We start from the raw sequence: 26,102 nt of genomic DNA, 5'->3' as shown, positions 1-26,102 counted from the left end.
TTACCTATGTTCACAATGAACCACGTCCTGATATTGTTCCCGTCATGACCACCCCCGACGCCGACGGCATGCTCGCCGAGCAGTTGCTGCGCCTGACCCGCAGGCTCCACCGCCTCCAGAGGCAGCAGTTCGAACCGATCGGCGTCACCCCGGCCCAGGCCCGCCTGCTGCGGACCGTCGCCTGCTACGACCGGCCGCCGCGCATGGCCGATCTCGCCGCCCGCCTCGAAGTGGTCCCCCGCGCCGTGACCTCGCTGGTCGACGGCCTGGAGACGAGCGGACTGGTGCGCCGCGCGCCCGATCCCGTCAATCGCCGGGTCGTACGGATCGAGCTGACCTCGAACGGGCGGAGCACGCTGCGCTCCCTGCGCACGGCGCGCCGGTCGGCGGCCGAGGACATCCTGGCCCCGCTCACACAGGAACAGCGCGAGGTGCTCGGCGGCCTGCTGGACACGCTGATCGGCTCGGGCGCCGAGCGCTGACGTCACGGCGCCCGCCGCCGTCCCAGCCCCCGGTCCCTGAATCTGCCCCTGCCCCTGCGCCTGCGCCTGCGCCTGCGCCTGCGCGGGAGACTCCTGGCTCGATCCGGCTCATTTCTCGGAAAACCGATTGCCCCGACCGGTCGAGGGAGCGAACCTTGCACGGTTTGAGCCACTCCACGAGTCATGGGACATCATGCAGATTCGCGACCTCCCCTATGCCGACCCCGGGACTCCCGACGCCCGGTCGGGCCCCAGGTTCCTGCTGTGGCTCGGGCGCAACCAACTGGGCGGTCAGCTCAAGGCCGTGTGCTGGGGGCTGCTGCACTTCGCCGGCATCGCCGGGCTCTCGGTGGGTGCCGGGCTCGCCGTCCAGGCGGTGGTCGACCGGTCGGGCGGCCGCCTCGCCGTGGCCGGCGGCTTCATCGCGCTGTGCGGCGCGGCCATCGCCCTCGGCGACACCATGCTGCACCGCGTCGCCATCACCAACTGGATCACCGCCGCCGCCCGTGTCCAGCAGCTCCTGGCCCGCAAGACCGCCGAGTTGGGCGCGGCGCTGACCCGGCAGGTCGCGGCCGGAGAGGTCGTCGCGGTCTCCACGGGCGACGTCGAGAAGATCGGCTGGTTCGTGGAGGCGCTCTCGCGCTTCGCGGCCGCCGTCATCGCGATCGCGCTGATCTGCGTGGGCCTCGTCGTGTACGTACCCGAGCTGGGAACGCTGGTCGCGATCGGCGTGCCCGTACTCGCCGTCGCCGTACTGCCGTTGCTCCCCCGCGCCACCAAGCGGGCCGACATCCAGCGCGAGAAGGCCGGCAAGGCCACCGAGCTGGCCTCCGACACCGTCGCGGGACTCCGGGTACTGCGCGGCATCGGCGGCGAGGAGCTGTTCCTCGGCCGTTACCGCGCCGCCTCCCAGGAGGTGCGCGAGGCCGCCGTCCGCAGCGCCCGCATGTGGTCGCTGATCTCGGCGGTCCAGGTCCTGCTGCCGGGGGCGCTGCTGATCTCGGTCATCTGGTACGGCGCCCGCCTCGCCCTGGACGGCGGTATCGAGGTCGGCGGTCTGGTCACCGTCTACAGCGCCGTGACCCTGCTGCTCTTTCCCCTGCGCCACTTCGAGGAGATCGCGATGGCGTACTCCTTCTCCCGCCCGTCCGCCAAGCGGGCGGCCCGGGTCCTGTCGCTGGAGCGGACGGCGTACGAGGACGAGCGCGGCGGCCTGGGCCGTGTCGAGGCCGGCGCGCGGCCGGCCGGCGATCTGTACGACCCCGTCACCGGACTGCTCGTACCGGCCGGGCGGCTGACCGCCGTCGTGTGCGGCGACCCGGACGCCGCGGGGCGGCTCGCCGAGCGGCTCGGCGGCCATGCGGCCGAGCCGGTCATGAGCGCGTCAGTGCTGCTCGGCGGGGTGGCGCTGGACGACCTCCCGCTGGACGCGGCGCGCGGCGCCGTCCTCGTCCAGGACAAGGACCCGGTCCTGCTGTCCGGGACGCTCGCGGAACTGCTGGACGTGCCGTCCTCCGGGGACGTCGCCCCGGAGAGGGCGCTCTTCGCCGCGCACTGCGGGGACGTGCTCGACGCGCTCGTCCAGGCGTCGGTGGACGGCAGCGGCGACCCCCTGCGGTCCCCGATCACCGAGCGGGGCCGCTCGCTGTCCGGCGGGCAGCGGCAGCGGCTGGCGCTGGCCCGTTCCCTGGTCACCGACCCCGAGGTACTGGTACTGGACGAGCCGACGTCCGCGGTGGACTCGCACACCGAGGCGCGCGTGGCGCGGGGCGTGAAGGAGCTACGGGCGGGGCGCACGACCGTGGTGTTCACCTCCTCGCCGCTGCTGCTGGAACACGCGGACCGGGTCGCGTTCGTGCACGAGGGCACGGTCACGGCGGCGGGACCGCACCGCGAACTGCTGCGCACCGAGCCCGCCTACCGCGCCGTGGTGACGCGCGAGACCGAACCGGAGGAGCGCACGGAGGGCGAGCGGCGCGCCGAGCGCGAGCACCGTGTCCGGGCGCGTGCCGAGCGCGCCCGGGGCGGCGAATACACCACCGGGGTCGGCACGCTCGACGCCCTGGACAGCGCGCTCGACGACGGACTTGCCGAAGGGTTCGGCGCCGGCCGCACCGGCGGCTTCCCCGGCGAACGCGCCGGCACGCGGGACGACCAGCGCACCGACGGGCTGAGCGACCGGCACCACGGCGCTCCCCGCGCCGGGCAGGACGGCCCCCGCCCCGGGCAGGACGGCCCGCGCGCCGCGAACAGCGGTCCCGGAAACGGGCCCCGCACCGGACACGACGACAGCCCCGCCCCGGCCACGCCGAGGGCTCAGGAAGAGATCGAGGAATCAGCATGATCGGCGTGGCGCCACCCGCCCACGACCCGGCGGCCCCGGAGTCCGCGACGACGCTGCCCGTCGGCACCCCGGCGACCGTCCGGGCCTACGTCGGCTCGCTGCTGCGCCGGCACCGTACCGCCTTCGCCCTGCTGATCACCGTGAACGCCGTCTCGGTGATCGCCTCGATGGTCGGCCCGTACCTGCTCGGCGGCACCGTCGAGGATCTGGCCGACGGCGCGCGCGACCTGCGTCTGGAGCGGACCGTCGCGATCTTCGCGGTCGCGCTGGTGGTGCAGACCGTGTTCGTCCGGCTGGTACGGCTGCGCGGGGCGATGCTCGGCGAGGAGATGCTCGCGGATCTGCGCGAGGACTTCCTCGTCAGGTCGGTCGGCCTGCCGCCCGGCGTGCTGGAGCGGGCGGGCACCGGCGATCTGCTGTCCCGTATCACCACCGACGTGGACCGGCTGGCGAACGCCATGCGCGAGGCCGTGCCGCAGCTCGCGATCGGCGTCGTGTGGGCGGGGCTGCTGCTCGGGGCGCTGACGCTCACCGCGCCGCCGCTCGGGCTCGCCGTGCTGCTGGCCCTGCCGCTGCTGATCGTGGGCTGCCGGTGGTACTTCAGGCGGGCGCCGTCGGCGTACCGCTCCGAGGCCGCCGGGTACGCGGCCGTGGCCGCCGCGCTCGCCGAGACGATCGACGCCGGCCGGACCGTGGAGGCGCACCGCCTCGGCGCCCGGCGGATCGCGCTGTCGGAGCGGCGGATCAAGGAGTGGACGGCCTGGGAGCGGTACACGCTGTGGCTGCGGACGGTGCTGTTCCCCGTCATCAACCTCACCCATACGACGATCTTCCTGGCCGTGCTGGTGCTCGGCGGGTCCTTCGTGCTCCAGGGCTGGATCACGGTCGGCCAGTTGACGACGGGCGCGCTGTTCGCCCAGATGCTGGTGGACCCGGTCGGAATCATCCTGCGCTGGTACGACGAGCTCCAGGTCGCGCAGGTGTCGATCGCCCGGCTGGTGGGCGTACGGGACATCGAGCCGGACGCGGGCGACGCGTCGGTGGTGCCGGACGGCCGGCACGTCAGCGCCGACGAGGTGCGCTTCGGCTACCGCGCGGGCGTCGACGTCCTGCACGGGGTGACGCTGGACGTCCGTCCGGGCAGCCGCGTGGCGCTGGTCGGCCCCTCGGGGGCCGGGAAGTCGACCCTCGGACGGCTGCTCGCCGGCGTCTACGGGCCCCGGTCCGGCCGGGTCACGCTCGGCCGGGCGGAGCTGTCGAGGATGCCGGCCGAGCGGGTGCGCGAGCAGGTCGCGCTGGTCAACCAGGAACACCACGTGTTCGTCGGCTCACTGCGCGACAATCTGCTGCTGGCCCGCCCGGGCGCCGGGGACGCCGAGCTGTGGGCGGCGCTCGGCGCGGTCGACGCGGACGACTGGGCACGGGCGCTGGCGGAGGGGCTGGACACGGCCGTCGGCTCCGGCGGTACGGCGCTGACGCCGGCCCAGGCGCAGCAGATCGCGCTGGCCCGGCTGGTGCTGGCGGATCCGCACACGCTGGTGCTGGACGAGGCGACGTCGCTGCTCGACCCCCGGGCGGCCCGCCACCTGGAGCGGTCGCTGGCCCGGGTGCTGGAGGGCCGTACGGTCGTGGCGATCGCCCACCGGCTGCACACGGCGCACGACGCGGATGTGATCGCGGTGGTGGAGGACGGCCGGATCAGCGAGCTGGGCAGCCATGACGAACTGGTCGCGGCGGACGGCGCGTACGCGGCGCTGTGGCGTTCCTGGCACGGCTGAGGCGGGAGCCCGTCCGGTCGTTCCAAGGGCCCGGCAAGCGCTACGGGCCGTCCGGGCCACGGGCCGCGCTGGACGGGCCCGAGAGCGCGGACGCGAGGGCCACGCGCGACGGGATCCCGGCGCGCTCCGGCCCCTGCCAGTCCCGCCGGGCGGGACTGGCAGGGGCCGGCCCGGTTGCGGGCCCGGCGGCTCAGATGAAGCCCAGCGCCGCCGCCCCGCCTATGCCGCCGAGCAGCATGAACACCGGCATGAGGACCTTCACCTCGACCCAGGCGCCGGCCCGGAACCGCATCGCCTTCGGCGGGCCCAGCGGGTACCAGCGCTTGCGGCCCACGGGTATCGGCCAGAGGATCGGGCAGCCGGAGACCGTCAGCGCGTCCCCGATGTCGTGCACGAGCGCGCCCAGCACGATCGGCAGGCCGAGCCAGAGGTACTCCTGGCCCGGCTCGGTGAACAGCCAGCTCGCGCCGTTGCCCGGCTCGTCCAGGATGCCCGCCAGCATCCACGCGCTGGACGCTCCGAGCAGCCAGACGAGGATGTCGCTGGAGACCCGGGCGGCCCGCCACAGCAGTCCCTCCACCGCGAGCACCATGTGTACGAAGAGGATGGCGAGGACGCCCCAGCGCCCGCCGGTGTACGCGACCGCCGAGGCGCCGGCGCCGATCAGGACCGCCCAGACCCAGGTGTGCGTCAGCGTGCGGTGCCCGCCGCTCCTGCGCGGGTCGCCGGGCTTCCTGGTCGCCTTGTAGACGGCGTAGGACAGTTTGTCGACGACCTCGCAGAGCGTCTTCGATATGGGTCCGAAGGCCCGTGAGATCGTCGCGGCCTTGTGGTCGAGGTCCGGGGCGAGCGCGGCGCCCGCGCAGATGAGGGCCCCGGCGACCAGGACCGGCCACGGCATGCCGTGCCCGGCTGCGGAGGCCGCGGCACCCACCCCCAGCCAGGCCGCCGCTCCCGACAGAGAGTGTGCCGGTCCCATCATGGTCGTAACCCGCCCCCATGCAGTTGTCGTGGTGCCCCGTGGTGAAGCCCGATGCGGTGAAGCCCCGCGCGGTCGGGCGCGGTTGCCCCCGCAGCGTATCGCTCATGATCTTCGCCTCGGCCGCCGGTTCCCTGATCGGGCCGGAAGGAAGGCAAGATGGGGGGCGTGACCCTTATCGATCAGCTGCCGCAGGACGCCGACCCCGATGCCCTCTTCGAGGCTTTCTCCTCCTGGGCCGAGGGACAGGGCATCACGCTCTATCCGGCCCAGGAGGAGGCGCTGATCGAAGTGGTCTCCGGCGCGAACGTGATCCTCTCCACGCCCACCGGTTCGGGAAAGAGCCTGGTCGCGGCGGGTGCGCACTTCACCGCGCTGGCCGAGGACAAGGTCACCTTCTATACCGCGCCGATCAAGGCGCTGGTGTCGGAGAAGTTCTTCGACCTGTGCAAGCTGTTCGGCACGGAGAACGTCGGCATGCTGACCGGCGACGCGTCCGTGAACGCCGACGCCCCGGTGATCTGCTGCACCGCCGAGGTGCTGGCGTCGATCGCGCTGCGCGACGGCGCGGACGCGGACATCGGCCAGGTCGTGATGGACGAGTTCCACTTCTACGCGGAGCCGGACCGCGGCTGGGCGTGGCAGATCCCGCTCCTGGAGCTGCCGCAGGCCCAGTTCGTCCTGATGTCGGCGACGCTCGGCGACGTCTCCCGGTTCGAGGAGGACCTGACCCGCCGCACCGGCCGGCCGACGTCGGTCGTACGATCCGCGACCCGGCCCGTGCCGCTGTCGTACGAGTACCGCCTCACCCCGATCACCGAGACCCTGACCGAGCTGCTGGAGACCAAGCAGTCCCCCGTCTACATCGTGCACTTCACGCAGGCCGCGGCCGTGGAGCGGGCGCAGTCGCTGATGAGCATCAACATGTGCTCGCGCGAGGAGAAGGACAAGATCGCGGAGCTGATCGGCAATTTCCGCTTCACGACCAAGTTCGGCCGCAATCTCTCCCGGTACGTGCGCCACGGCATCGGCGTGCACCACGCGGGCATGCTGCCCAAGTACCGCCGCCTGGTGGAGAAGCTGGCCCAGGCCGGTCTGCTCAAGGTCATCTGCGGTACGGACACGCTCGGTGTCGGCGTCAACGTGCCCATCCGCACGGTGCTGTTCACGGCGCTGACCAAGTACGACGGCAGCCGCGTGCGAACCCTGCGGGCGCGGGAGTTCCACCAGATCGCGGGCCGGGCCGGACGCGCGGGCTTCGACACGGCGGGCTTCGTCGTGGCGCAGGCGCCGGAGCACGTCGTGGAGAACGAGAAGGCGCTGGCGAAGGCGGGCGACGATCCGAAGAAGCGGCGCAAGGTGGTGCGCAAGAAGGCGCCCGAGGGCTTCGTCGCCTGGTCGGACACGACCTTCGAGAAGCTGATCGCGTCCGATCCCGAGCCGCTGACCTCCCGGTTCCGGGTGACGCACACGATGCTGCTGTCGGTGATCGCCCGGCCGGGCAACGCCTTCGAGGCCATGCGCCGGCTGCTGGAGGACAACCACGAGCCGCGCAAGCAGCAGCTGCGGCACATCCGGCGGGCCATCGCCATCTACCGCTCGCTGCTGGACGGCGGGGTGGTGGAGCGGCTGGACACCCCGGACGCCGAGGGCCGTACCGTCCGGCTGACCGTCGACCTCCAGCAGGACTTCGCGCTGAACCAGCCGCTGTCCACCTTCGCGCTGGCCGCGTTCGAGCTGCTGGACCCCGAGTCGCCGTCGTACGCCCTGGACATGGTGTCGGTGGTGGAGTCCACGCTGGACGACCCCCGGCAGATCCTCGCCGCCCAGCAGAACAAGGCGCGCGGTGAGGCGGTGGCCGCGATGAAGGCGGACGGGATCGAGTACGAGGAGCGGATGGAGCGGCTCCAGGACGTCTCGTACCCCAAGCCCCTGGAGGAGCTGCTCGTTCACGCCTACCACACCTACCGCACCAGCCACCCGTGGGTCGGTGACCATCCCGTCTCGCCGAAGTCGGTGATCCGGGACATGTACGAACGGGCCCTGTCCTTCACCGAGTTCACGTCCTTCTACGAGCTGGCGCGGACCGAGGGCATCGTGCTGCGCTACCTCGCGAGCGCGTACAAGGCGCTGGAGCACACCATCCCGGACGACCTGAAGTCGGACGACCTGGAGGACCTGATCGCCTGGCTGGGCGAGATGGTCCGGCAGGTGGACTCCAGTCTGCTGGACGAGTGGGAGCAGCTCGCAAACCCGGAGGAGGAGACCGCCGAGGAGGCCCAGGAGAAGGCCGACCAGGTCCGTCCGGTCACGGCCAACGCCCGGGCCTTCCGGGTCCTCGTGCGCAACGCGATGTTCCGCCGGGTCGAACTGGCGGCGCTCGACAAGGTCGGGGAACTGGGCGCGCTGGACGCCGAGTCGGGCTGGGACGAGGACGCCTGGGCCGAGGCGATGGACGGGTACTGGGACGAGTACGACGATCTCGGCACCGGCCCGGACGCCCGCGGCCCCAAGCTGCTGGCCATCGAGGAGGACCCGGCGCACGGGCTGTGGCGGGTCCGGCAGACGTTCGCCGACCCGAACGACGACCACGACTGGGGCATCAGCGCGGAGGTCGACCTGGCGGCCTCCGACGCGGAGGGCGTGGCGGTCGTACGGGTCACCTCCGTGGGCCGGCTGTGAGCCCTGCCGGACAGGGCCGTGAAGCGGGCCGGGACAGGAGCCAGGACCGGGACCGGCAGGCGGACCAGGGCCGGGGCCGGCGACCGGACCAGGGCCGGGGCCGGGGCCGGCGACCGGACCAGGGCCGGGGCCGGGACGCTGTCCAGGGCCACTGGCAGCACGAGACGCGATCAGCACTTCCGCACCATGGAGAACCGCGAATATGACGAATCCTGCCGAGAGACTGGTCGATCTGCTCGATCTGGAGCGGATCGAGGTCGACATCTTCCGCGGGCGCAGCCCCGAGGAGTCCCTGCAACGCGTCTTCGGCGGGCAGGTCGCGGGCCAGGCCCTGGTCGCCGCCGGCCGTACGACCGACGGGAAGCGCCCCGTCCACTCGCTGCACGCCTACTTCCTGCGGCCGGGGCGACCTGGCGTACCGATCGTCTACCAGGTCGAACGGGTCAGGGACGGCCGGTCCTTCACCACCCGCCGGGTCACGGCCGTCCAGCAGGGCCGCACGATCTTCAATCTGACGGCCTCCTTCCACCGCCCGGAGGAGGGCGGCTTCGAGCACCAGCTGCCGCCGCGCCTGGAATTCCCGGACCCCGAGACGCTGCCCACCGTGGCGGAAGAGGTGCGCGCGCACGTGGGCGAGCTGCCGCAGCCGCTCGAACGGATGGCCCGCCGGCAGCCGTTCGACATCCGGTACGTGGACCGGCTGCGCTGGACCCGGGAGGAGATCGAGGGCGCGGACCCGCGCAGCGCCGTGTGGATGCGCGCGGTGGGACCGCTGGGTGACGACCCTCTGGTGCACACCTGCGCGCTGACGTACGCCAGCGACATGACGCTGCTGGACGCGGTGCGCATCCCGGTCGAGCCACTGTGGGGGCCGCGCGGCTTCGACATGGCGTCGCTCGACCACGCGATGTGGTTCCACCACCCGTTCCGCGCGGACGAGTGGTTCCTGTACGACCAGGAGTCGCCGATCGCGACGGGCGGCCGGGGGCTGGCGCGGGGCCGGATCTACGACCGGGAGGGGAAGTTGCTGGTGTCGGTGGTGCAGGAGGGCCTGTTCCGCAAGCTCACCGGCTGAGGTCCGGCGTCGTGACGGCGGGGCCGGGCCCGGTCGGCGTCCGTGGCCCGGTCGACGTCGGGGGTCCGGTCGGCGTCCGGGGCCGGCTCGCGGGTCGAGTCCTCCGCGTCACGGGCCGGCTCTCGGCGCGGATCCGGCCGTAGCCAGTCGGTCAGGGCCCACCACCAGTGCAGCGTGCTCAGCGGCGCGGGCGGCCCCCCTGAACGACCCGCCGAGAGGCCCGCGGGCGGTCCGGCCTCCGGGCTCTCGGCCAGTGGCTCGCCCGTCAGTTCCTGGAGCCGGCCGAGCCGGTAGCGAACGGTGTTGGGGTGGGTGAACAGGCTCGCCGCCGTCCGGTCCAGGCGGCGCCCATGGTCGAGGAACGCCAGGGCGGTACGGGCGAGTTGACGATGGAAGTCGTCCGACCGGTCGAGGGCCCCCAGGAGCCGGCCGCTCAGGTAGGCGCCCAGGAGCGGCTGGTCCGCCAGCGCTATCTCGCCCGCGAAACCGGTGAGTTCGTACGGTCCGGGCCGCCGCCGGTGCCCGCCGGTCTCCAGGGCCCGGACGCAGAGCCGGTAGGCCGGGCGCAGCTCGTCCAGGGCGACGGGCGGCGAGACCACCACCAGCGCGGCGGCCCCGATCTCCTCACTCCTGGGCGGCCGTGGAGACAGGCCCACCAGCCGCCCCTCGACCAGCCCGAAGACATCGCCGAGCGCGGCGAGCCGCCGGCCGAGCAGCCGAGCGCGCGCCGGGTCCCGGGCGTCCGTCACCAGGCAGTGGCGCGCCCGGTCCGGTCGTATCCCGGCCCGCGTCAGCTCCTCCGGGGCCGGTACCGTCCCGCCCACCAGTAACCGCCGCAGCAGCCTCGTCCGGATCTCGCCCGTCGCCTGCGGCCCGACCCGCTCCGCGGCGCGGTATCCGTGGATCACCTGGCGCTCGACCGCGTCGCCGTACTCCTTCAGCCGCAGGACCGCGCCCAGGAGCGCGTCCTGCGGCACCCCGGCGGACCGGCAGCGGTCGGCGGTGATCTCTATCGCACGGGTGAGGGCGGCCTGGACCCCGCGCAGGACCGCGGTCATCGGCACGCCCTGCCCCGCCCGGTCCGCCCCCAGGAGGGCGGCGGCCGCGAAGTTCTCCTCGTCCGCCCGGTCGAACCCGTCCACCCGGTCGGACGCGCCGAACCAGTCCCCCGCCGCGGCGACCAGGGCGGCGACATGGCGGCGGGTCTCCGCCTCGGTGAGCTGGTGGGCCACCTCGGGCGAGCGTCCGCGCGCCGCGCGGACGAGTTCGCCCCGTACGTCCGCGTCGAGGGCCATGGCCCGCAGGATCCCGGCGACCGGCTCGCGCTGAGGGGTGACGGTCAAAGCCTCGCCCTTCCGACGCTTCCGACGTACGAGCGCTGTCACTGGGCCACAACGACGGGCGGGTGCGTTGGCGCCCGGCCACTACCGCCCTCCCGCGGCGACCTGATTACCTGTGGGCTACCGCACAGTAACAGCAGGGCCTTCGGGGCGGCACCCTTCGCGCGCGCCCGTGGCGGGGCCGTCGCCGGGCGCGGTCCCGTGCGCTGCCGCCGGGTGCCGTCTCCGTGCGCCGCCGCCGGGCACCGCCGTCGGGCGGGACCCGCGGCCACCACCCGCCACCCCCCGTCGGAAGGTATCCCGTGGACCCCATGGAATCAGCCGCAGAGCCGTCCCTGTTCAGCCGTCGCCGGGCACTGACCGTGGCCGGCGGCGTGCTCGCCGGTGCGACCGCCCTCGCCCAGGCGGCACCGGCCTTCGCCGCCTCGTCGTCGGCCGACGCGGACGCGATCGTCGTCGGCCACGGTCTCGCGGGCCTGGTGGCCACGGCGGAACTGGCCGCCGCGGGGCGCAAGGTGCTCCTGCTGGACCAGGAGCCGGAGTCCAACCTGGGCGGACAGGCGTTCTGGTCGTTCGGCGGGCTGTTCCTGGTCGACTCCGACGAGCAGCGGCTGATGGGCATCAAGGACTCGCGCGACCTGGCGTGGCAGGACTGGCTGGGCACGGCCGGCTTCGACCGCGGTGTCACGGACCCCGGCGGCCCGGACCACTGGGCGTACAAGTGGGCCGAGGCGTACGTGGACTTCGCCGCGGGCGAGAAGCGGTCCTGGCTGTACCAGCTGGGGGTGCGCTGGTTCCCGATCGTCGGCTGGGCCGAGCGGGGTGGCGGCCTGGCGGACGGGCACGGCAACTCGGTGCCCCGCTTCCATGTCACCTGGGGCACGGGCCCGGCCGTGATGGAGCCGTTCGAGAAGCGGGTACGGGCGGCGGCGGCCTCGGGCCGGGTGACGTTCAAGTTCCGGCACCGCGTCGACGAGCTGGTGCGTACGAACGGTGCCGTCACCGGTGTGCGCGGCAAGGTGCTGGAGCCGAGCGACGCCCCGCGCGGCAAGAAGAGTTCGCGCGTGGTGGTGGGTGACTTCGAACTGCGCGCGCCGGTGGTGATCGTCACCTCCGGCGGCATCGGCGCCAACCACGACCTGGTCCGGCAGAACTGGCCGGAGCGGCTCGGCGCCCCGCCCGCGAACATGATCACCGGGGTGCCCGAATACGTGGACGGCCGGATGCTCGCCATCACCGAGCGGGCCGGCGGGCGGATCGTCAACCCCGACCGGATGTGGCACTACACCGAGGGGCTGCGCAACTACGCCCCGATCTGGGCCAAGCACGGTATCCGTATCCTGCCCGGCCCCTCGTCCCTGTGGCTGGACGCCAGGGGCAAGCGCTTCTCCGCCCCCAACCTGCCCGGGTACGACACCCTCAGCACGCTGAAGGCCATCACGGACACCGGGTACGACTACTCCTGGTTCGTCACGACGCAGAAGATCATGGCGAAGGAGTTCGCGCTGTCCGGCTCCGAGCAGAACCCGGACCTCACCAACAAGGACATCCCGCTCACCCTCTCGCGCATCTGGCAGACCCCCGAACCGGTCGAGAAGTTCAAGAAGAACGGTGTCGACTTCGTCGTCGCCAGGACCCTTCCGGACCTGGTGGCGGGCATGAACGGGCTGATCGGCCGCAACCTGATCGACCTGGCCGACCTGCAGCGGCAGGTCGACGCCCGCGACCGGGAGATCGACAACCCCTACACCAAGGACGTCCAGGTCATGGGGATCCACAACGCGCTCCGGTACAGCGGGGACCAGCTCAGCCGCACCGCCTCGGCCCACAAGATCCTGGATCCGGGCGCCGGCCCGCTGATCGCGGTACGGCTGAACATCCTCACCCGCAAGACCCTCGGCGGGCTCCAGACCGATCTGTCCGGCCGGGTCCTGGACGCCACCGGCGCCCCGGTGCCGGGCCTGTACGCGGCCGGCGAGGTCGCGGGCTTCGGCGGCGGCGGGGTGCACGGGTACCGGTCGCTGGAGGGCACCTTCCTGGGCGGCTGCCTGTTCTCCGGCCGCCAGGCGGGACGGGCCGCGGCGGCGGCGACGGGCTCCTGACGTACCCGTACGGGGCCGGTCACCGGGGCCGGGACCGGTCCGGAACCGGCACGGGATCCGCCCCGAATCGGCACGGGATCGGCCCCTGGGCCGGTCAGAAGCCGGGGAGCGGGTCCTGGTCGGCCTCGCGGCGCCAGGTCCTGATGTCGGGCGCGGGCGGGTGCGTTTTGGCGTCGCAGGTGGGCCCGAGACCGGTGCGACGGGACACCGTACCGGTCAACAGCCTCCCGCACATACGGCATCGGACCGGACGCCGGGCCCCCGCCCCGGCGCCGTCGCCCGTGCCCGTACCGGCGCCGGTGTCCGTCTCCGTGCCCGTGCCCGTGCCCGTGCCCGTGCCCGTGCCCGTGCCCGGCAGCAGTCCGTCGTCCCCCGGCCGCGCCGCCACCCCGTGATCCGCCACCCCGTGATCCCTCTCCCGTTCAGCCACGCCTCCCAGCTGTACCAGCCCGGTCCCCGGCATGCCCACCTCCGGGTACAGAATGGGCGGGCAAGGCCGGAACCCCCCGGACAGCGAGGAGATTCTCCATGGCTCTGTACGACATTCCCCTGCGCACCCTGGCCGGTGAGCCCACGTCCCTGGCCGCGTACCAGGGCAAGGCCGTCCTGGTGGTGAACGTGGCCTCCAAGTGCGGTCTCACCCCGCAGTACGCGGGCCTGGAACGGCTCCAGAAGCAGTTCGGCGCCCAGGGGTTCACGGTCCTCGGCGTGCCCTGCAACCAGTTCGCCGGGCAGGAGCCGGGCACCGCGGAGGAGATCGAGACGTTCTGCTCGGCGACGTACGGGGTGACCTTCCCGCTGCTGGAGAAGACGGACGTCAACGGGGAGACCCGGCACCCGCTGTACGCGGAGCTGACGAAGGCGGCCGACGCGGAGGGGGCGGCCGGGGACGTGCAGTGGAACTTCGAGAAGTTCCTGCTGTCCCCGCAGGGCGAGGTCGTGGCCCGTATCCGGCCGCGTACGGAGCCGGAGTCCCCGGAGGTCGTCGCGGCGATCGAGGCCCAGCTCCCCGCCTGACGCCGCAAGTCCTCGTGCCGGGTCCGCCCCGGTCCTGACCGGAGACGGACCCGGCGCGGGGCCGGCACGGGACCCGGTGCCGCGTCCGGTGCGGGCGCCCGATGGCGGGCGGGTACGCGCGACGGCGTACGACATCAGAGCCGAAGCGATCCCGGGCGTCACGCATCTCGACCGCCGCGCTCAGGCGGCAGCGGCGCCGAACCACCGGGGCAGTCGACTGAGCAGTTCCCCCTGGTCCTCACCGGCCCACGCCACGTGGCCGTCCGGCCGCAACAGCACCGCGGGCACGTCCAGTTCCTCGCTGACGTCCACGACATGGTCGACGCGGTCCGCCCAGCCCGCCACCGAGAGTCGGCCGGTCCGGTCGAGCAGCAGCCCGCGGCCGCCGTGCATCAGCTCGTAGAGACGCCCCCGCTTCAGCTTCACGTCCCGCAGCCGCCTGCCGAGCAGTTCGTGGCCCTCGCCGAAGTCGTAGCGGACCTCGACCGCGGTGATCATTCCGGTCACGTACCGGTTCACCTCCTCGAAGTCCATCAGCTTCGAGAACAGCTCCCGCAGCGCGGTCGCGCCGGGATCGGTGCCCAACAGCGTGATCTGCGCCCGGGTGTTGTCCAGCACGCGGGCGCCCACCGGGTGCCGTTCGGTGTGGTAGCTGTCCAGCAGCCCCTCCGGCGCCCAGCCGGCCACCGCCGCCGCCAGCTTCCAGCCGAGATTGAACGCGTCCTGCACGCCGAGGTTGAGCCCCTGCCCGCCGGTCGGCGGATGGATGTGCGCCGCGTCGCCTGCCAGCAGCACCCGGCCCACGCGGTAGCGCTCGGCCTGCCGGGTGGCGTCGCCGAACCGGGAGAGCCAGCGCGGGGAGTGCGCGCCGAAGTCGGTGCCCGCGACGGCCCGCAGCCGCCGGGTGAACTCGTCGAGCGTCGGCGCGCTCGTACGGTCCTCGCTCACCCCCTCGGCGGGCACGATGATGCGGTACACCCCCTCGTGCCCGTCCACGTCGGGGATGGCGCCGAACCGCAGTTGGGTCCTGCGCACTTCCTCGACGACGGCGGCGACCGTCGCCGGGTCCTCGGTCACCTCCATGTCGCCCAGCAACGTCTCGACCTTGGCGGGCTCGCCGGGGAAGCCGACGCCGAGCCGCTTGCGCACCGTGCTGCGGCCGCCGTCGCACCCGACGACGTAACGCGAGCGCAGGTGCGTGCCGTCCGCCAGCTCGACGGTCACCCCGTCTCCCTCGTCGGCCTGGCTCAGCCCGGTCACTTCGCAGCCGCGCCGGATCTCGGCACCGAGTTCGCGGGCACGCTCCTCGAGCAGCCGTTCGGTGACCGGCTGCGGGGTGGCGAGCCCGTACGGGTGCGCCGTGTCCAGCCGGTCGGGCCACGGCTTGACGATGCCGCCGAACAGGCCGCCGGCCTGGAACTTCTCGCTGACCGCGAGGAACCGGTCCAGCAGGCCGCGCTGGTCCATCAGCTCGACGCTGCGCGCGTGCAGGCCGCGTCCGCGGGACTGCCCGGTCGGCTCGGTCAGCCTCTCCAGCACGACCACGCGCACGCCGTGCAGCCGCAGCTCGCAGGCCAGCGTCAAGCCGGTCGGTCCGCCACCGACCACGATCACGTCAATCATCACAACGCCCATTCAACGAGAGTGGATTCCGGCCACCCGCCCCACACGGTCCATCGGCGCGCACGGTCGGTCCGACGCGACCGCACACCCTTTACGCCGACGACACGGCACGCACTCCGCGCATCCGCCGTTTCCGCAGGTCCTGGCCTCGGCCGACGATTCTGCGGCACGAGGGGGGCCTTGCCGCAAGGCCCCCCGTGCGCTATACCTTGAGAGTGGCAAGGAGTGGGCAACCTCCTTGCCTTTGTCTTTTGCCCCGCCGTGCGGCACTCGGGAGATCAGCTGTGACGCCGTCCCGACGGACGACGCGGAGGTCGGTTCTCGGGGAGTGGCACCGTCACGGTGAGCCGGGCGGCGTCGAGAGCGGTCCATTGGCGGACACCGTGCAGCGCGCGCAACACGTACCTACCGCTCCGCACGTCCGTGACGATGGCGGACCGGCCCGTCACCTCGTCGCGGACCTGGTCACCCACCCACGGGGCACCGTTCTTCATCAGCCCTCCAGCCAGCAGCGGTGACCGCCGGCCACGTACGGCCGGGCCGGGCCGGTGTGCGCGGTGTGGTGCATGAGCATCAGGTGCCCCAGGCAGCCGCGGCAGACGCACAGCGGCGTCTCACGCGCGTGGTGCCCAGGACCACCGGGGCTCGACATCGTGCCGATCCGGATGGTGCTCAGCCCCGAGCGGCGGCAGATGAAGCACGCGCCGAGGTGGTAATCGGGCGGCCCGGGGAGCTGGAGCCGGACCGCGATCACGGCTCGGCCCTTTCCGGCGCGGAGGCCGAACCGTACTCCGACAGGAGCCAGCGGCAGTCAGTCGCGAGCAGCCGCACGCGTACATGCGCCTCCAGCAACCCGGCCGGCGCCGCTTCGCTCTCGGCCGCCCGCCGCGCGGTGCCGATCCGGGACACGAGCAGATACCAGTCCCGGCCACCCTTCCACAGCCCGTCCGCGTGCGCCTGAGCCGCGGGAAGCAGAACGCGGACGTGGTCGCGCAGTTCATCGGCGAGCGCTTGGAGCTGCTCTATCGTCCCCGCGGCCCGACCGAGATCCGCGGCGCGAGCCAGGGCGGTTTGGATCGCCTCGGTGGCGGGTGCGGGGGCAGCGCTCATAGTCGGCTCCATGTGACAGCGAGACAGTGGAGCCATGATGGGGATGCGCAAGGGCCCCGGCTATCACGACCTGGTGATAACCGGGGCTAGAGCTTTACGGGCTGCTAGATGTGCAGCCACGAGCCAAAGCTGAGGAACGAATCCGGCAACTGGCGCTTCGCTGCCTCCAGCCCCGCGTAGGTCTCGCGGACAGTGGGGTGATACCTCGCCTGCTGAGGCGCCGCTTTCCGCGCGGCGAGCAGATTCCGGAAGGACTCGCCGAGATCGCCCGTCCACATCTGAGCTCGCGCCAGTTCGGCGTGGTGGTGGCTCCGTCGGGAGGCCGGCCAGTCCTTGGCGAAGGTGACACCTTGTCCCTCCCGTGCTGCGGTGTCGTACTCGTCCAGCTCGGCCAGCACCGACACCCGGTGCACCCGTACGTTCGTGGGCCCGAAAGCCAACCAGTGCACGTCCACCGCCTCGCCCGTCCGGCCGGCGAGTCTGTCCGCTTCGGCCAGGTGGCCCTCGGCACGGGCCGCATCCTGGGCCCGGCCCGCCATGACCGCCGCTCCCAGATGGAGTTGCCCCGTGACCACGTCACGATCGCGGCTCGGCTCGGCCTGTCCAAGGACGTCCAGGCCGAGCGTGACCAAGCGTTCCCCGGTTCGGTACTGACCGTCGCGCAGGTAGGTCAGGGCGCGCATGTAGCGGTACATGCCGCCGACCACCGCGTCCGATCCCCGCTGCGCCGCCCAGTCCATCCGAGCCAGCGCGATCGCGGCGAGATCGCCGTAACCGAGCTTGCTGGCGACGTCATACGCCGTCCGGTAGGCACTTGCCAGCACGAGCCACCCCTCGGTGGTACCCGCCGCGTGCGCGGCCGTCGTTGCCTCCTGGATGAGCCCGGCGACCTGACTGGCGGCGCGCTTGATCTCTCCGGCGCGGACGATGACAAGGAGTTCTTCCGCGTCCTCTGCGAGCAGTTGGTGCGCGCGTGGGGTGATGTCCGGGTCCGGGCCAAGGTCGTAGACATCCAGCGCTTCCCGGATCGGCCTTATGAGGACGTCCAGCTCGTCAGCGCGCAGCTCCGTTACGTACGGCTGGCCGGTGATCGTCGCAACGTCCACCCGGAGTGCGCGGGCGAGGCTCGCGATGACATGCGGCGAGGCAGGCAGTACGCCTTGTTCGGTCTTGGTCAGGGTGCTGTACGGCACCGTCGACAGGTCGGACAGGGCGCGCTGAGTGAGGTGTCGCTCCAGGCGCAGACGTTTGATGCGAGCGCCGGTGTGGTCATGCGGAAGAGCGTGCATACTGGCTCCGTTCTGACTCGACATCAGAACGGTACCCGTGGCCGGCTCCGCAGGCGCACGCGAAAGCGCCCCTGCCCCGTCTGATGCCGGGACAGGGGCGCGGTCGTTCATTCGATCGAGTACGGCACGAGTTCGAGGGGCATCTCGTCCGGTGGTTCTTTCCAGGCAACGAGCCCGCGATGCGCGTTGCGAATGATCCGCCTCACCATCCACGGCAGCCTTTCCAGCGAACCGACTTCGGCTTTGGTAGTGGTCCTCGGCCCCGCCCGCCGGCCGTTCCTTCGTATCTGGATGGCCTCGCGGACGCCCTGCCGTGTTGCTGGGTGCCTTTGGCGTGATGGAGACGGCGACGGTACAGCCGTCCGGGCCGGGTCAGGAGGCACCTATCCGCCAGGCGGCCGTGATCGTCGGCGATGACGCAGCCGGGGCGCCAGTCCACAAATTGAAGCAACGAGCCAGAAAACGAAAAAGCACGACTCGCTCGACTGTTTGTCCGCATATTGGCAGATTCACACCGCATTCGATCTCGATTCAACTACCTTTGGTAACTAGATCACTCCTTTCCGTTACGCTACGATCCCCATCGGGAGTCGCAAACTGCGCCAATCCTCCGTACCAGCATTTCTATGACCGTTCATACCTACTTGCGGAGAAATAATTATGCACAAAGGTATACTCAACGCAATTGCTGTCGGCATGATCAACGCCATGCCGCTGATCACTGCCGCACCCGCCATGGCCGACGGCGTGACCACTTGCCCCGCCAACGGCAATCCTGGAGGCGGCCAGCGCTGCAGCACCATCACGAATGGCACTCTCTCCGTCGCAGGAAAGAGTGATGGTTCGTACGTTCACGTCAACTACTACAGAAAAAGCGGGGGAAGCCTCTCCGGGCGTGTCGGCTGGGAGCGGAACGGCTCCACCACTTGGTCCGCCAAAATAAACATGTCCAACACCCCCTTCCATTACTCAGAGCAATGGGGGTCGAGCAGGAGCTGCAACCCGTTCATCGGAAAGCTGAATGCAGGCGGCGGCACCTACGTGACCCCGCCACTCCCGCAATGCTAGTAGCAGCACGCCCGTAAATCACCATTGACATTTGAGGGCTCGCCCAAATTAAGGCGGGCCCTCAACATTCCCCCCAGGATCCCTGCGCCCATGCTGACAGCCGTCTTCCAAGGTCATGAAATTTTCGTGGTCTTTGCCACCGCGCTCACGCTCCTCACCGGCGGACTCGTCCACAGAAAAGCTCGCGCACGCGCCGACCGCCCCCTCACGATGGCCCTTTGGGCATCGTCTGCAGCGGCTATCCTCTCCCTTACTTTATGGCCATCTGGTGGCGAGGCCGCCCCGCAGTGCGTCATCAACAAGGACGTCCTGGAACCATTCGGAACAGTTCAGGGTCAACTCAACGCGGCCATGTTCGCGCCATTCGGGCTGCTTGGAATTCTTGCTACTCGCCGTCTGGCCCTCACCGCGACTCTCTGCGTCCTCTTCCCGGCGCTGATCGAAACCGTGCAGGGGTTGACCCCATTTATCAGCCGCCTGTGCGACACGAGCGACCTGGTCGCGAACGCGGCGGGAGCTGTCTGCGGCCTGGCTGTAGGTTTACTCGCCAACAAGGCGTTCAGCACACCAACCGCGAGGGTGGTCGACGCGTCCTCATACCCGCTGATCGCCTGTGGGGCTCTCGCCGTCATCCTCACCGGCAGTTGGCTGGCATGGATGAAGCCCATTGTGATGGACCGGACGGTATCCCAAAGGGCCGCCAACTCATCACAGAAAGCTGCGGTAAGCGACGCTCTCGACGAAGCTTTCGGTGGCTACTTCAAGCCGGACAATTTTGATTTCACTCAAGGCGACGGGGAGTCGGGCACCATTATGGCCAATTTCCGCGCAGGTGCGGCTGAACTCTCCTGGCCCGACGCCGAACAATTCACCGTCAACCTCACCCCGGACAACATCGAAAAGGGGCACACCTTCCCCGTCCCTGGTACTTCCGGCCCGGTAAGATCCAGCAACGATGCGGAACGGATCGCTATCGCCTACGCGGAGCGATTCGCGCCGTGGGGGCTCAAAAATTCGGATATCAGTGTTGAAAGAATCGACGAACAGGAGGACCTCGGCTGGCTCGTCAGTTGGCGCCGCTGGAAGGGTGAAGTGCTGCTACCCATGCGTCTGGATGTTGTGATCGAACCTGGGGGGCACGTGCGTGACCTCATTGCCCGCAACATCGACGATCCCGAACTGCCCAAGGCAAACGTTGCAGAAAAGGAAGCCTGGTCCCTTTTCAAAGACCACTTCGGCAGCACCACGGACACGGCTGAACGCAATGAACCCGTCCTGCTTGCAGCGCGCCGGGACGGAACCTGGCGCGTTCACTGGCTGCTCACAATGAAGACAAAGGACGTCATGCTGAGTGGGACTGTCGACGCCACCGATGGAACATTCCACAACCCGGAAGAACGAGTCATCTTGGCCGACAAAAAATAGTGGTTCCGCTACTTCCGCGACCATGTACCGCGACTCTGGAATCCGCACGCCCTGGTGACACAGAGACACGGGCAGCGCCAGCACCCGCCTGAGGGGTTATGCGGCCCCGGCCGCATAACCCCTTGACCACCCCGGCAAGCCGGCCAGTCAGGCGTCACTGTACGGTGGGGCAGACGCTTCAGCAGACCGGGCACCTACTCACGGAAGGTCCGCCCCCGGCAGTCCCGTCAGCAAGTTGACGGCCCCTCATGCAAGATCGAGACTAGAGTTCCCAGTTGCTCAGCGCGGCAACTTCTTCGATGGAAGGCGCCAGCCTCCCACAAAATTCGCTCGATGACGCCTGGATTCGATTCACAGCCAAGGCGCGAGGTTCCCCTTTCCCAGAGGCCGCTGCCTCGCGAGCAAGGAGGTCAAGGACTTCACGCTCTGCGTCGATCTCCATTTGGACAAGAGACCCCGCTGGGGGCGAGAGGTCTCCATATCTCACGACCACAGGCTTCTCTCCCTCTATCTTGAAGTCGATCATGGAAAGCAGCGACCGGATGGTATTCACAGCCATCTCAGCCTTTGCGGCGGATGGCCTCAATGAAACCGCGAGAGCGTTTCCAACCAACGCCACGGATTGGGCCACATAGAACTCGGGACGGGAGGAATCATCCTCGTCATCCTGAGATTCCATCTCCAGCTCGTCCAACGCCTCAGCGCAGTCATCCTGCGCGGAATCCCCAGCAATTGCCGCCCAGACAAGCCCGAGCGAGGCATCGACCCACTCAGACTGCTCTGGTTGGCCGAGGGTTCGGCAGAAGACGGCACCCCGCTCCGCCACTGCGGCACAGATCAGCACCAGTTCAGGGGCGGAAGCATTCGAGATTGCCCGCAGTTCCGGCGAAATTCCCATGTCTCTCTAGCCTCCTGTGGCCCAGAGGATCGTGAATGGTGAGTTCTGCGCGGCATGACCACGTATCCCCGCACCTCCCACTGTTATCCCACGAACGTTCAACATGGGCGAACAGATGGCAACACAGAAGTTTCTTGATGCCGCACCGAACACGGCATGCTCATTGGGGCCCAAACTGTTAAGTATCCCTTCTTCAGCATGCCCGGCAGCCTGCACGAACTCCTCCCCCGGCCGCAGTGTCCAGCCGGAAGGCATAGTGCCAACTCCATTGATTCCAATGCGAGTGGTAAATGCCTTCGTTTTGGAGTTGAAAACACCGATCACCCGCTGTAGTGCCCTTCACGTCCGCCATGAAGTAGTCGTTCCGCGAGGCCTGCAATTCCTCCGCACGACCAAGTGCGAGCATTGCATCGTCTTCAGTCGCAACCGCTGGACCACAGTTATGAACCAGGACCGGTGTGGCGCCTGCCAGTACATGGTAGGTGTGGAGGTTTGCGACGGTGGGGTTGTAGACCGCCTCGTCCGGGACGGTCCGGCGCTCGACTGCCGTGATCTGGACGAGTGTGCCCGCGCCCGTGCGCAGCCACTGGCCCGGGCGCAGGTCGGTGGCGTCGATCCACTCGCCGAGTTCGGGGACCCAGAAGGGGTGGCCGTCGGTCGCGGTGACCTGGGCCGTTTTCGTGCCCTTCGCGCCGTCGGTGTCGATGACAACCTTGACCAGGTGCTTCAGGCCCTGGCCCTTGATCTCCGCGGTGACCGTCTCGACGCGCCTCTCGCCCGTCTTCGGGTCGGTCGCGATGACCTTGTCGCCGGCCTTCACCCGCTCGATCGGCTTGGTGGTGCCGTCGGCCATCAGGACCTTGGTGCCCGCCACGAAGCTGTTGTCGACCGGACAGGAACCCCCGCCCCCGCCGGCCTTGCCCGAGCCGCCACTGCCGCTGGAGCCTCCCCCGCTGGTGCGGGAGGTGCCGCCCGAGGTGCCGCCCGGCTTGGAACCACCGGCCTTCGAGCCTCCGCCCCCGCCACCACCGCCGCCGGAGGTCTTGTGCAGGGAGACCTTCGGGGCGGCCTTCGCCTGGGCCTGTTTCTGGACCGCGTTGCCGGTTTTCCTCGCCTGGGCCGCGGCTCTGTCGGCGATTCTCTTTTCCTGTTCGGCCGCCTTTTTCTTGGCTCTCTGAGCGGCTTCCCTCTTCGCCTTCTCGATCGCAGCCTTCTTGGCCCGGAGCGCCGACGCCTCCGCCGCCTTCGCCGCCTTCAGGACCAGTTCCGCCGCCTTCTTGGCCGCGCGGAAGGCCATGACGGCGTTGATGGTGCGGTCGACCGCCCTCAGCACCGACGGGATCTTGCCCAGCTTGCCCCAGGGAATCGCCCCGACGATCAGGCTGCCGCAGGACCACATGTCGCCGCCGAAGCAGGCCACGGCGTCGTTGATGCCGATGAAGTCCTTCAGGGTGCCCCACGCCGCCGAGAGGATCACCGAGGTGAGGGACTTGCCCATCATGGCCTGGGCCTGGGACACCTGAGCCGCCGACAGCCCCGCGCCTGCCAGGGCCGCCGCGCGCTCCGACGCCGTCAGCGAGATGGCCAGGCCCGTCGGGTCGGACATCGTGACGGGGTTGTTGTGGGCGTACGCGTAGCCGTTGGACTGGAGGACGTCGTTCAGGTCCAGGACCGGGTCCGCCGACAGGAAGCGGCCCACCCCCGGGTCGTACAGCCGCGCGCCCAGGGGCTGGAAGCCGGATGAGTCGTCGCGGGTCGCGCCCAGGAAGCCCGTGTGCGACTGGAAGTTGACACCGACCGTACTCGTGCCGCGTTGGTTGCCGAACGGGTCCTGCTTGCGGATGCGGACCGTGTTCGTGCTGTTCAGCGCGACCTCGGCATACGTACTGCCCTGATGGTCACCCGCCAGCGCGACCAACTGCTCCGCGCCGTCGCCGTTCGCGTACCGCATGACCGCGCCGCCGGGCGCCGTGTAGGTGCGCTGCGTGTTGATCAGGGCACCGCCCGCCGCGCCGTGGTGTCGTTCTTGTCGGGCAGGCCGGTGCCCGACGCGCACTCACCTTCGGGCTGCTTGTAGGTGACGACGGTCTCGCCGCCGTACTCGTTGATGACACGCGCGACGCGCAGCCGGGAGAAGCCGGGGCGCGAGTCGCTCTTCACGCGGTTCGGCATGTCCTCGGCGTTGGACTCGAAGCGCACCGCGTTCAGGGTGACGTTCGCGTCGTCCGAGCCGTTCCGGGCGTAACCGGTGCGCTGGATCGACTCCAGCCACAGCGCCGTGTTCGGGCCGGTCCTGAGGACCGGGAAGCTCTGCTTGAGGGTGTACTTGTCGACCCCCTGGCGGGCGGTGGTTCCGGTCAGGCGCTGGGACTCTGTGGTGATGGAGGTCAGCCGTTTACGGGTCCAGAACGACGGGCCCGCGTTCCAGCATTTCTTGCCCGACTGGCAGCGGAGGTCGGCCGGGGTGTCGTACCAGATGCGGTACTTGCCCGGGTCCTTGTCGGTGAAGTTCGCCTCGGAGCAGGTCAGCTCGTCCTCGCCGAGGCAGCGCTCTCGACCGCGAAGGAGACGCGTCCCGTGGCCGGGGAGGTGAAGACACCGTCCTTGGTGTTGCGCTGGCCTCCCACACCAGCTCGGTGGTCATGCCGCCGAGGGAGAGGGTGACGTTGTTCGACCCCCAGCACATGTCCGCGGTGCGGTGGGTGGCGTTGTTCGAGCCGGGCTTCTTGGAGTCCTCACGGCAGGTGGCGTACGTCCGGGTGATCGAGCCGGGGTTGTAGTCCCAGCCGTCACCGATCCAGGACGCCTGGTTGTTGGTCGCGGAGGTGCGGCCGTCCACCGACTGGGAGGAGTAGCTCAGGTTGACCTTCGGTGTCAGACCGCCCGCGGACTCCGGGACCTGCACCTGATAGCCGTAGGTGAACGCCCCGGAGGACGACCCCGCCGACCAGGAACCCGAGGACAGCAGCGGGGTGGCGGTGTAGTCGCCGGAGGTGGAGGAGCCGGTGTCCATGGCACTGACCACCTGGGATCCGGAGGCGTCGACGGCCTGGAGGACGGAGGTGGAGGCGGAGGCCGTACGTACGGATGCGTGGGAGGCGCTCCCGCCCGCGTTGCCGGAGTCACCGGAGTCGCCCGTGTCGCCGGCCAGCAGTTCGGCCACCGGTACCGAGCCCGAGAGGATCTTGCGGGTGGACGCCTTCTTCGCGGCGGTGGTGCGGGTCGGCGCCTCGGCGGCCGGGACCATCTCGACCGAGCTGCGCAGCCGCTCGGCCTTCTCCTCGGCCGTGGCGGACATGGTCGTGGTGCCCTCGGCGGCACACAGTCACCGGTGCCCGGCGCACCGGTAAAGCGGTGGTCGTCGACACGGCGACCACCGCCACCGACATGACCTGGGCCCAGCCGGACGGTCAACTGCGCACGCAGATGGCGGCGCTGCCCCGAAAGGGCGAAGAACACCGAGGGGCGGTGGGCACCGATCGACAACCGTCTGCGCCGCACCGACGGCGACCCCGACGGCCTGGTGTCCGCCCGGTCAACCCGGCCGTACCACTGCGGTTCGCCGACGGCTCGTCCACCGGCGGAAATGCCCGCGCGAACCGGTCGTACACACGGCCGTCCCTCGCGAATGATGAGATTCCGTCCGGTGAGACCGTGTTGGCGGAGACGGTCGTGCATGGCCATGTCATCTCCTCCTACACCTGGCCGGGCGAGTTGCCCGAACCGGTGCTCGACGGCCCCGCGCGCCCTCTACTCGGGCCCGGCGACCTGACTGGCGGCGCGCTTGATCTCAAGGTTGGCCGAGTGACCGTCCACCGTGTGAGCCCTTGCGCAGGTGGGCAGCCCTACCGTCGGACTTCCCGGGGATGGTGTGCCCGATACCGCGTTGGCCCAGGCGGTCGTAGCAGGACCAGTTCCGCCAGGCGCACGTCCATCGGCCTCCATCCGGCGCGATTTCACCAGCTCCCGCAAGACCCCCGCGGACGCAGCGCCATTTCGCGCCTCACAACGTGACACATGGCGACCCCACGCCGTCAGAAGGCTCCCCTTGTCGACCTCGCGAAGGCGCCAAGACGCAGATCCCGCGTACGGCTCTGGTGAGCGACCATGCGGTCACGGGCCGCGGCGGCGTCGCGCCGACTCACCGCGTCCAGGATCCCGTCGTGCTCGGCGACGATCTGGCTGAGGTTGTCCGGAAGATCCGTTGCGGGCGCGGTGTACGAGTCGTAGGCCTTCAGCTGGGCGTCGAGACGCTCCATCAGTTCGCTGATGGTGGGGTTGTGCCCGGCATCGCGCAGCACCACATGCCACTCGCTGTTCAACGTCCGCAGCTCAACGGGATCCGTGGTGGCCGCCGTGGCCTCGTGGACATGGACAAGCCGGGCGAGGTCGAGTTCCGTCCTCCGGACCGCAGCCGCTTGGGCCATGGTGGCTTCCAAGGCGATACGCGCCTCACAGATCTGCAGGATCTCCTCCGGGGTGCGCGTGCGGACGACGTACCCCCGCGTCGCCTGCTCGACGAGGCCATCCTGCTCAAGCCGAATCAGGGCTTCACGGACGGGAGTACGGGAAACGTTGTACTGGGCACTGAGGGCGGAGGGGATCAGGACCGTCCCCGGTCCGGTTCGCCCTTCGAGGATGCCCTGACGGATCCGGGCATAGTGGCTGCCAGACCGCCCTTCACCGTGCGCAGTGACCACGTCTCATTCCTTTTCGTCGCTTGAAGCCGGACGTCGGCGGCTGGAGCTGGTCAGGCCGCCACCGTCCACTATGCGATACAAGTGTATACAGATGTTTGCGCATGAATTCAGTCGTGGCTAAGGTCCCGTCTCACGTGGTTCCGACCCTCGGAACACCAACCCCCTCATCTGCGTCCAGAGCCAACGGGAG

Annotated in this window: 20 protein-coding genes and 1 pseudogene; 9 read left to right on the top strand and 12 right to left on the bottom strand. The window is 70.2% G+C overall.

The window, feature by feature from the left end:
* The first annotated feature begins 44 nt into the window (after nucleotides 1-44).
* From IG02_RS0107295 to IG02_RS0107285, 3 genes are all read left to right on the top strand, one after another.
* Nucleotides 45-482, top strand: coding sequence for a MarR family winged helix-turn-helix transcriptional regulator (locus tag IG02_RS0107295; protein WP_030743249.1), 438 nt, complete (start codon nucleotides 45-47; stop codon nucleotides 480-482).
* A 193-nt stretch (nucleotides 483-675) separates the two neighbouring features.
* Entirely contained in the window at nucleotides 676-2,826 is a 2,151-nt protein-coding gene (locus IG02_RS0107290) for an ABC transporter transmembrane domain-containing protein (RefSeq protein WP_234314642.1), read from the top strand.
* The gene (locus IG02_RS0107285) at nucleotides 2,823-4,604 is read left to right on the top strand and encodes an ABC transporter ATP-binding protein (protein ID WP_030743244.1); all 1,782 of its coding nucleotides are present in this window, start codon (nucleotides 2,823-2,825) and stop codon (nucleotides 4,602-4,604) included. Before IG02_RS0107290 ends, IG02_RS0107285 begins: the two co-directional genes overlap by 4 nt.
* Before the next feature lie 190 nt (nucleotides 4,605-4,794).
* On the opposite strand, the gene IG02_RS0107280 is transcribed toward IG02_RS0107285, so the two are convergent.
* Complete coding sequence (locus IG02_RS0107280; protein WP_030743242.1) at nucleotides 4,795-5,586, bottom strand: metal-dependent hydrolase; 792 nt, start codon at nucleotides 5,584-5,586, stop codon at nucleotides 4,795-4,797.
* Nucleotides 5,587-5,751: 165 nt separating this feature from the next.
* On the opposite strand from IG02_RS0107280, the gene IG02_RS0107275 reads away from it, so the two are divergent.
* Complete coding sequence (locus IG02_RS0107275) at nucleotides 5,752-8,265, top strand: DEAD/DEAH box helicase (RefSeq protein WP_030743239.1); 2,514 nt, start codon at nucleotides 5,752-5,754, stop codon at nucleotides 8,263-8,265.
* Nucleotides 8,266-8,467: 202 nt separating this feature from the next.
* On the top strand, nucleotides 8,468-9,340 hold the full coding sequence (locus IG02_RS0107270) for an acyl-CoA thioesterase (protein WP_030743237.1): 873 nt from the start codon (nucleotides 8,468-8,470) through the stop codon (nucleotides 9,338-9,340).
* On the opposite strand, the gene IG02_RS43415 is transcribed toward IG02_RS0107270, so the two are convergent.
* Nucleotides 9,271-10,683, bottom strand: a complete 1,413-nt coding sequence (locus tag IG02_RS43415) for a PucR family transcriptional regulator (RefSeq protein WP_063756736.1) — start codon at nucleotides 10,681-10,683, stop codon at nucleotides 9,271-9,273. The genes IG02_RS0107270 and IG02_RS43415 overlap by 70 nt on opposite strands.
* Before the next feature lie 308 nt (nucleotides 10,684-10,991).
* Here IG02_RS43415 and IG02_RS0107260 point away from each other — a divergent pair, with 308 nt between their 5' ends.
* Nucleotides 10,992-12,782 (top strand): FAD-binding dehydrogenase, encoded by a 1,791-nt coding sequence (locus IG02_RS0107260; protein ID WP_030743233.1) that lies wholly within the window; start codon nucleotides 10,992-10,994, stop codon nucleotides 12,780-12,782.
* 94 nt (nucleotides 12,783-12,876) lie between these two features.
* Here IG02_RS0107260 and IG02_RS41430 read toward each other — a convergent pair whose 3' ends face one another.
* The gene (locus IG02_RS41430) at nucleotides 12,877-13,185 is read right to left on the bottom strand and encodes a DUF6011 domain-containing protein (RefSeq protein WP_158712254.1); all 309 of its coding nucleotides are present in this window, start codon (nucleotides 13,183-13,185) and stop codon (nucleotides 12,877-12,879) included.
* A 125-nt stretch (nucleotides 13,186-13,310) separates the two neighbouring features.
* Between IG02_RS41430 and IG02_RS0107250 the strand changes: the two genes are divergently transcribed.
* The gene (locus IG02_RS0107250) at nucleotides 13,311-13,799 is read left to right on the top strand and encodes a glutathione peroxidase (protein ID WP_030743229.1); all 489 of its coding nucleotides are present in this window, start codon (nucleotides 13,311-13,313) and stop codon (nucleotides 13,797-13,799) included.
* A gap of 180 nt (nucleotides 13,800-13,979) precedes the next feature.
* On the opposite strand, the gene rox is transcribed toward IG02_RS0107250, so the two are convergent.
* The 4 genes from rox to IG02_RS0107230 all read right to left on the bottom strand — a co-directional run bounded on the left by rox (nucleotide 13,980) and on the right by IG02_RS0107230 (nucleotide 17,821).
* On the bottom strand, nucleotides 13,980-15,422 hold the full coding sequence (rox, locus tag IG02_RS0107245; RefSeq protein WP_030743227.1) for a rifampin monooxygenase: 1,443 nt from the start codon (nucleotides 15,420-15,422) through the stop codon (nucleotides 13,980-13,982).
* Between the two features lie 493 nt (nucleotides 15,423-15,915).
* On the bottom strand, nucleotides 15,916-16,176 hold the full coding sequence (locus tag IG02_RS41425; RefSeq protein ID WP_158712253.1) for a hypothetical protein: 261 nt from the start codon (nucleotides 16,174-16,176) through the stop codon (nucleotides 15,916-15,918).
* Nucleotides 16,173-16,532: a DUF6415 family natural product biosynthesis protein gene (locus IG02_RS0107235; RefSeq protein ID WP_030743222.1), complete on the bottom strand. Its 360-nt coding sequence runs from the start codon at nucleotides 16,530-16,532 to the stop codon at nucleotides 16,173-16,175. Before IG02_RS0107235 ends, IG02_RS41425 begins: the two co-directional genes overlap by 4 nt.
* Nucleotides 16,533-16,636: 104 nt before the next feature.
* The gene (locus IG02_RS0107230; RefSeq protein ID WP_030743219.1) at nucleotides 16,637-17,821 is read right to left on the bottom strand and encodes a helix-turn-helix domain-containing protein; all 1,185 of its coding nucleotides are present in this window, start codon (nucleotides 17,819-17,821) and stop codon (nucleotides 16,637-16,639) included.
* A gap of 660 nt (nucleotides 17,822-18,481) precedes the next feature.
* Here IG02_RS0107230 and IG02_RS41420 point away from each other — a divergent pair.
* A complete protein-coding gene (locus tag IG02_RS41420) occupies nucleotides 18,482-18,889 on the top strand; it encodes a hypothetical protein (protein WP_158712252.1) in 408 nt (135 codons plus the stop codon).
* A 90-nt stretch (nucleotides 18,890-18,979) separates the two neighbouring features.
* The gene (locus tag IG02_RS0107220; protein WP_051764621.1) at nucleotides 18,980-20,314 is read left to right on the top strand and encodes a VanZ family protein; all 1,335 of its coding nucleotides are present in this window, start codon (nucleotides 18,980-18,982) and stop codon (nucleotides 20,312-20,314) included.
* A 262-nt stretch (nucleotides 20,315-20,576) separates the two neighbouring features.
* On the opposite strand, the gene IG02_RS0107215 is transcribed toward IG02_RS0107220, so the two are convergent.
* The 5 genes and pseudogenes from IG02_RS0107215 to IG02_RS0107195 form a co-directional block, all read right to left on the bottom strand.
* Complete coding sequence (locus IG02_RS0107215; protein ID WP_158712251.1) at nucleotides 20,577-21,212, bottom strand: hypothetical protein; 636 nt, start codon at nucleotides 21,210-21,212, stop codon at nucleotides 20,577-20,579.
* 409 nt (nucleotides 21,213-21,621) lie between these two features.
* Nucleotides 21,622-23,217 (bottom strand): annotated as a pseudogene (locus IG02_RS43815) (RHS repeat-associated core domain-containing protein); the annotation flags it as partial.
* Nucleotides 23,205-23,411, bottom strand: coding sequence for a hypothetical protein (locus IG02_RS43810; RefSeq protein WP_030743212.1), 207 nt, complete (start codon nucleotides 23,409-23,411; stop codon nucleotides 23,205-23,207). The gene IG02_RS43810 and the pseudogene IG02_RS43815, both read right to left, overlap by 13 nt.
* Nucleotides 23,412-23,607: 196 nt before the next feature.
* Nucleotides 23,608-24,510 carry a hypothetical protein gene (locus IG02_RS43805; protein ID WP_030743209.1) on the bottom strand — a complete coding sequence of 301 codons (903 nt, stop codon included), beginning with the start codon at nucleotides 24,508-24,510 and terminating at the stop codon, nucleotides 23,608-23,610.
* Between the two features lie 736 nt (nucleotides 24,511-25,246).
* Nucleotides 25,247-25,912, bottom strand: a complete 666-nt coding sequence (locus IG02_RS0107195) for a GntR family transcriptional regulator (protein WP_030743207.1) — start codon at nucleotides 25,910-25,912, stop codon at nucleotides 25,247-25,249.
* Nucleotides 25,913-26,102: the final 190 nt, after the last annotated feature.

It is taken from the genome of Streptomyces sp. NRRL F-5135 (genome assembly GCF_000719775.1).
GTDB lineage: Bacteria > Actinomycetota > Actinomycetes > Streptomycetales > Streptomycetaceae > Streptomyces > Streptomyces hebeiensis.
This window is presented reverse-complemented; position numbering and strand designations above follow the sequence as displayed.

What these genes read in the sequence shown, in the direction of transcription:
- IG02_RS0107270 (WP_030743237.1), top strand. Translation starts at nt 8,468, where the DNA reads ATGACGAATCCTGCCGAGAGACTGGTCGATCTGCTCGATCTGGAGCGG.
- rox (WP_030743227.1), bottom strand. Translation starts at nt 15,422, where the DNA reads ATGATTGACGTGATCGTGGTCGGTGGCGGACCGACCGGCTTGACGCTG.
- IG02_RS41420 (WP_158712252.1), top strand. Translation starts at nt 18,482, where the DNA reads ATGCACAAAGGTATACTCAACGCAATTGCTGTCGGCATGATCAACGCC.
- IG02_RS43805 (WP_030743209.1), bottom strand. Translation starts at nt 24,510, where the DNA reads ATGTCCGCCACGGCCGAGGAGAAGGCCGAGCGGCTGCGCAGCTCGGTC.
- IG02_RS0107285 (WP_030743244.1), top strand. Translation starts at nt 2,823, where the DNA reads ATGATCGGCGTGGCGCCACCCGCCCACGACCCGGCGGCCCCGGAGTCC.
- IG02_RS0107235 (WP_030743222.1), bottom strand. Translation starts at nt 16,532, where the DNA reads ATGAGCGCTGCCCCCGCACCCGCCACCGAGGCGATCCAAACCGCCCTG.
- IG02_RS0107250 (WP_030743229.1), top strand. Translation starts at nt 13,311, where the DNA reads ATGGCTCTGTACGACATTCCCCTGCGCACCCTGGCCGGTGAGCCCACG.
- IG02_RS0107280 (WP_030743242.1), bottom strand. Translation starts at nt 5,586, where the DNA reads ATGATGGGACCGGCACACTCTCTGTCGGGAGCGGCGGCCTGGCTGGGG.
- IG02_RS0107260 (WP_030743233.1), top strand. Translation starts at nt 10,992, where the DNA reads ATGGAATCAGCCGCAGAGCCGTCCCTGTTCAGCCGTCGCCGGGCACTG.
- IG02_RS0107230 (WP_030743219.1), bottom strand. Translation starts at nt 17,821, where the DNA reads ATGCACGCTCTTCCGCATGACCACACCGGCGCTCGCATCAAACGTCTG.
- IG02_RS0107215 (WP_158712251.1), bottom strand. Translation starts at nt 21,212, where the DNA reads ATGGGAATTTCGCCGGAACTGCGGGCAATCTCGAATGCTTCCGCCCCT.
- IG02_RS0107290 (WP_234314642.1), top strand. Translation starts at nt 676, where the DNA reads ATGCAGATTCGCGACCTCCCCTATGCCGACCCCGGGACTCCCGACGCC.
- IG02_RS0107220 (WP_051764621.1), top strand. Translation starts at nt 18,980, where the DNA reads ATGCTGACAGCCGTCTTCCAAGGTCATGAAATTTTCGTGGTCTTTGCC.
- IG02_RS0107295 (WP_030743249.1), top strand. Translation starts at nt 45, where the DNA reads ATGACCACCCCCGACGCCGACGGCATGCTCGCCGAGCAGTTGCTGCGC.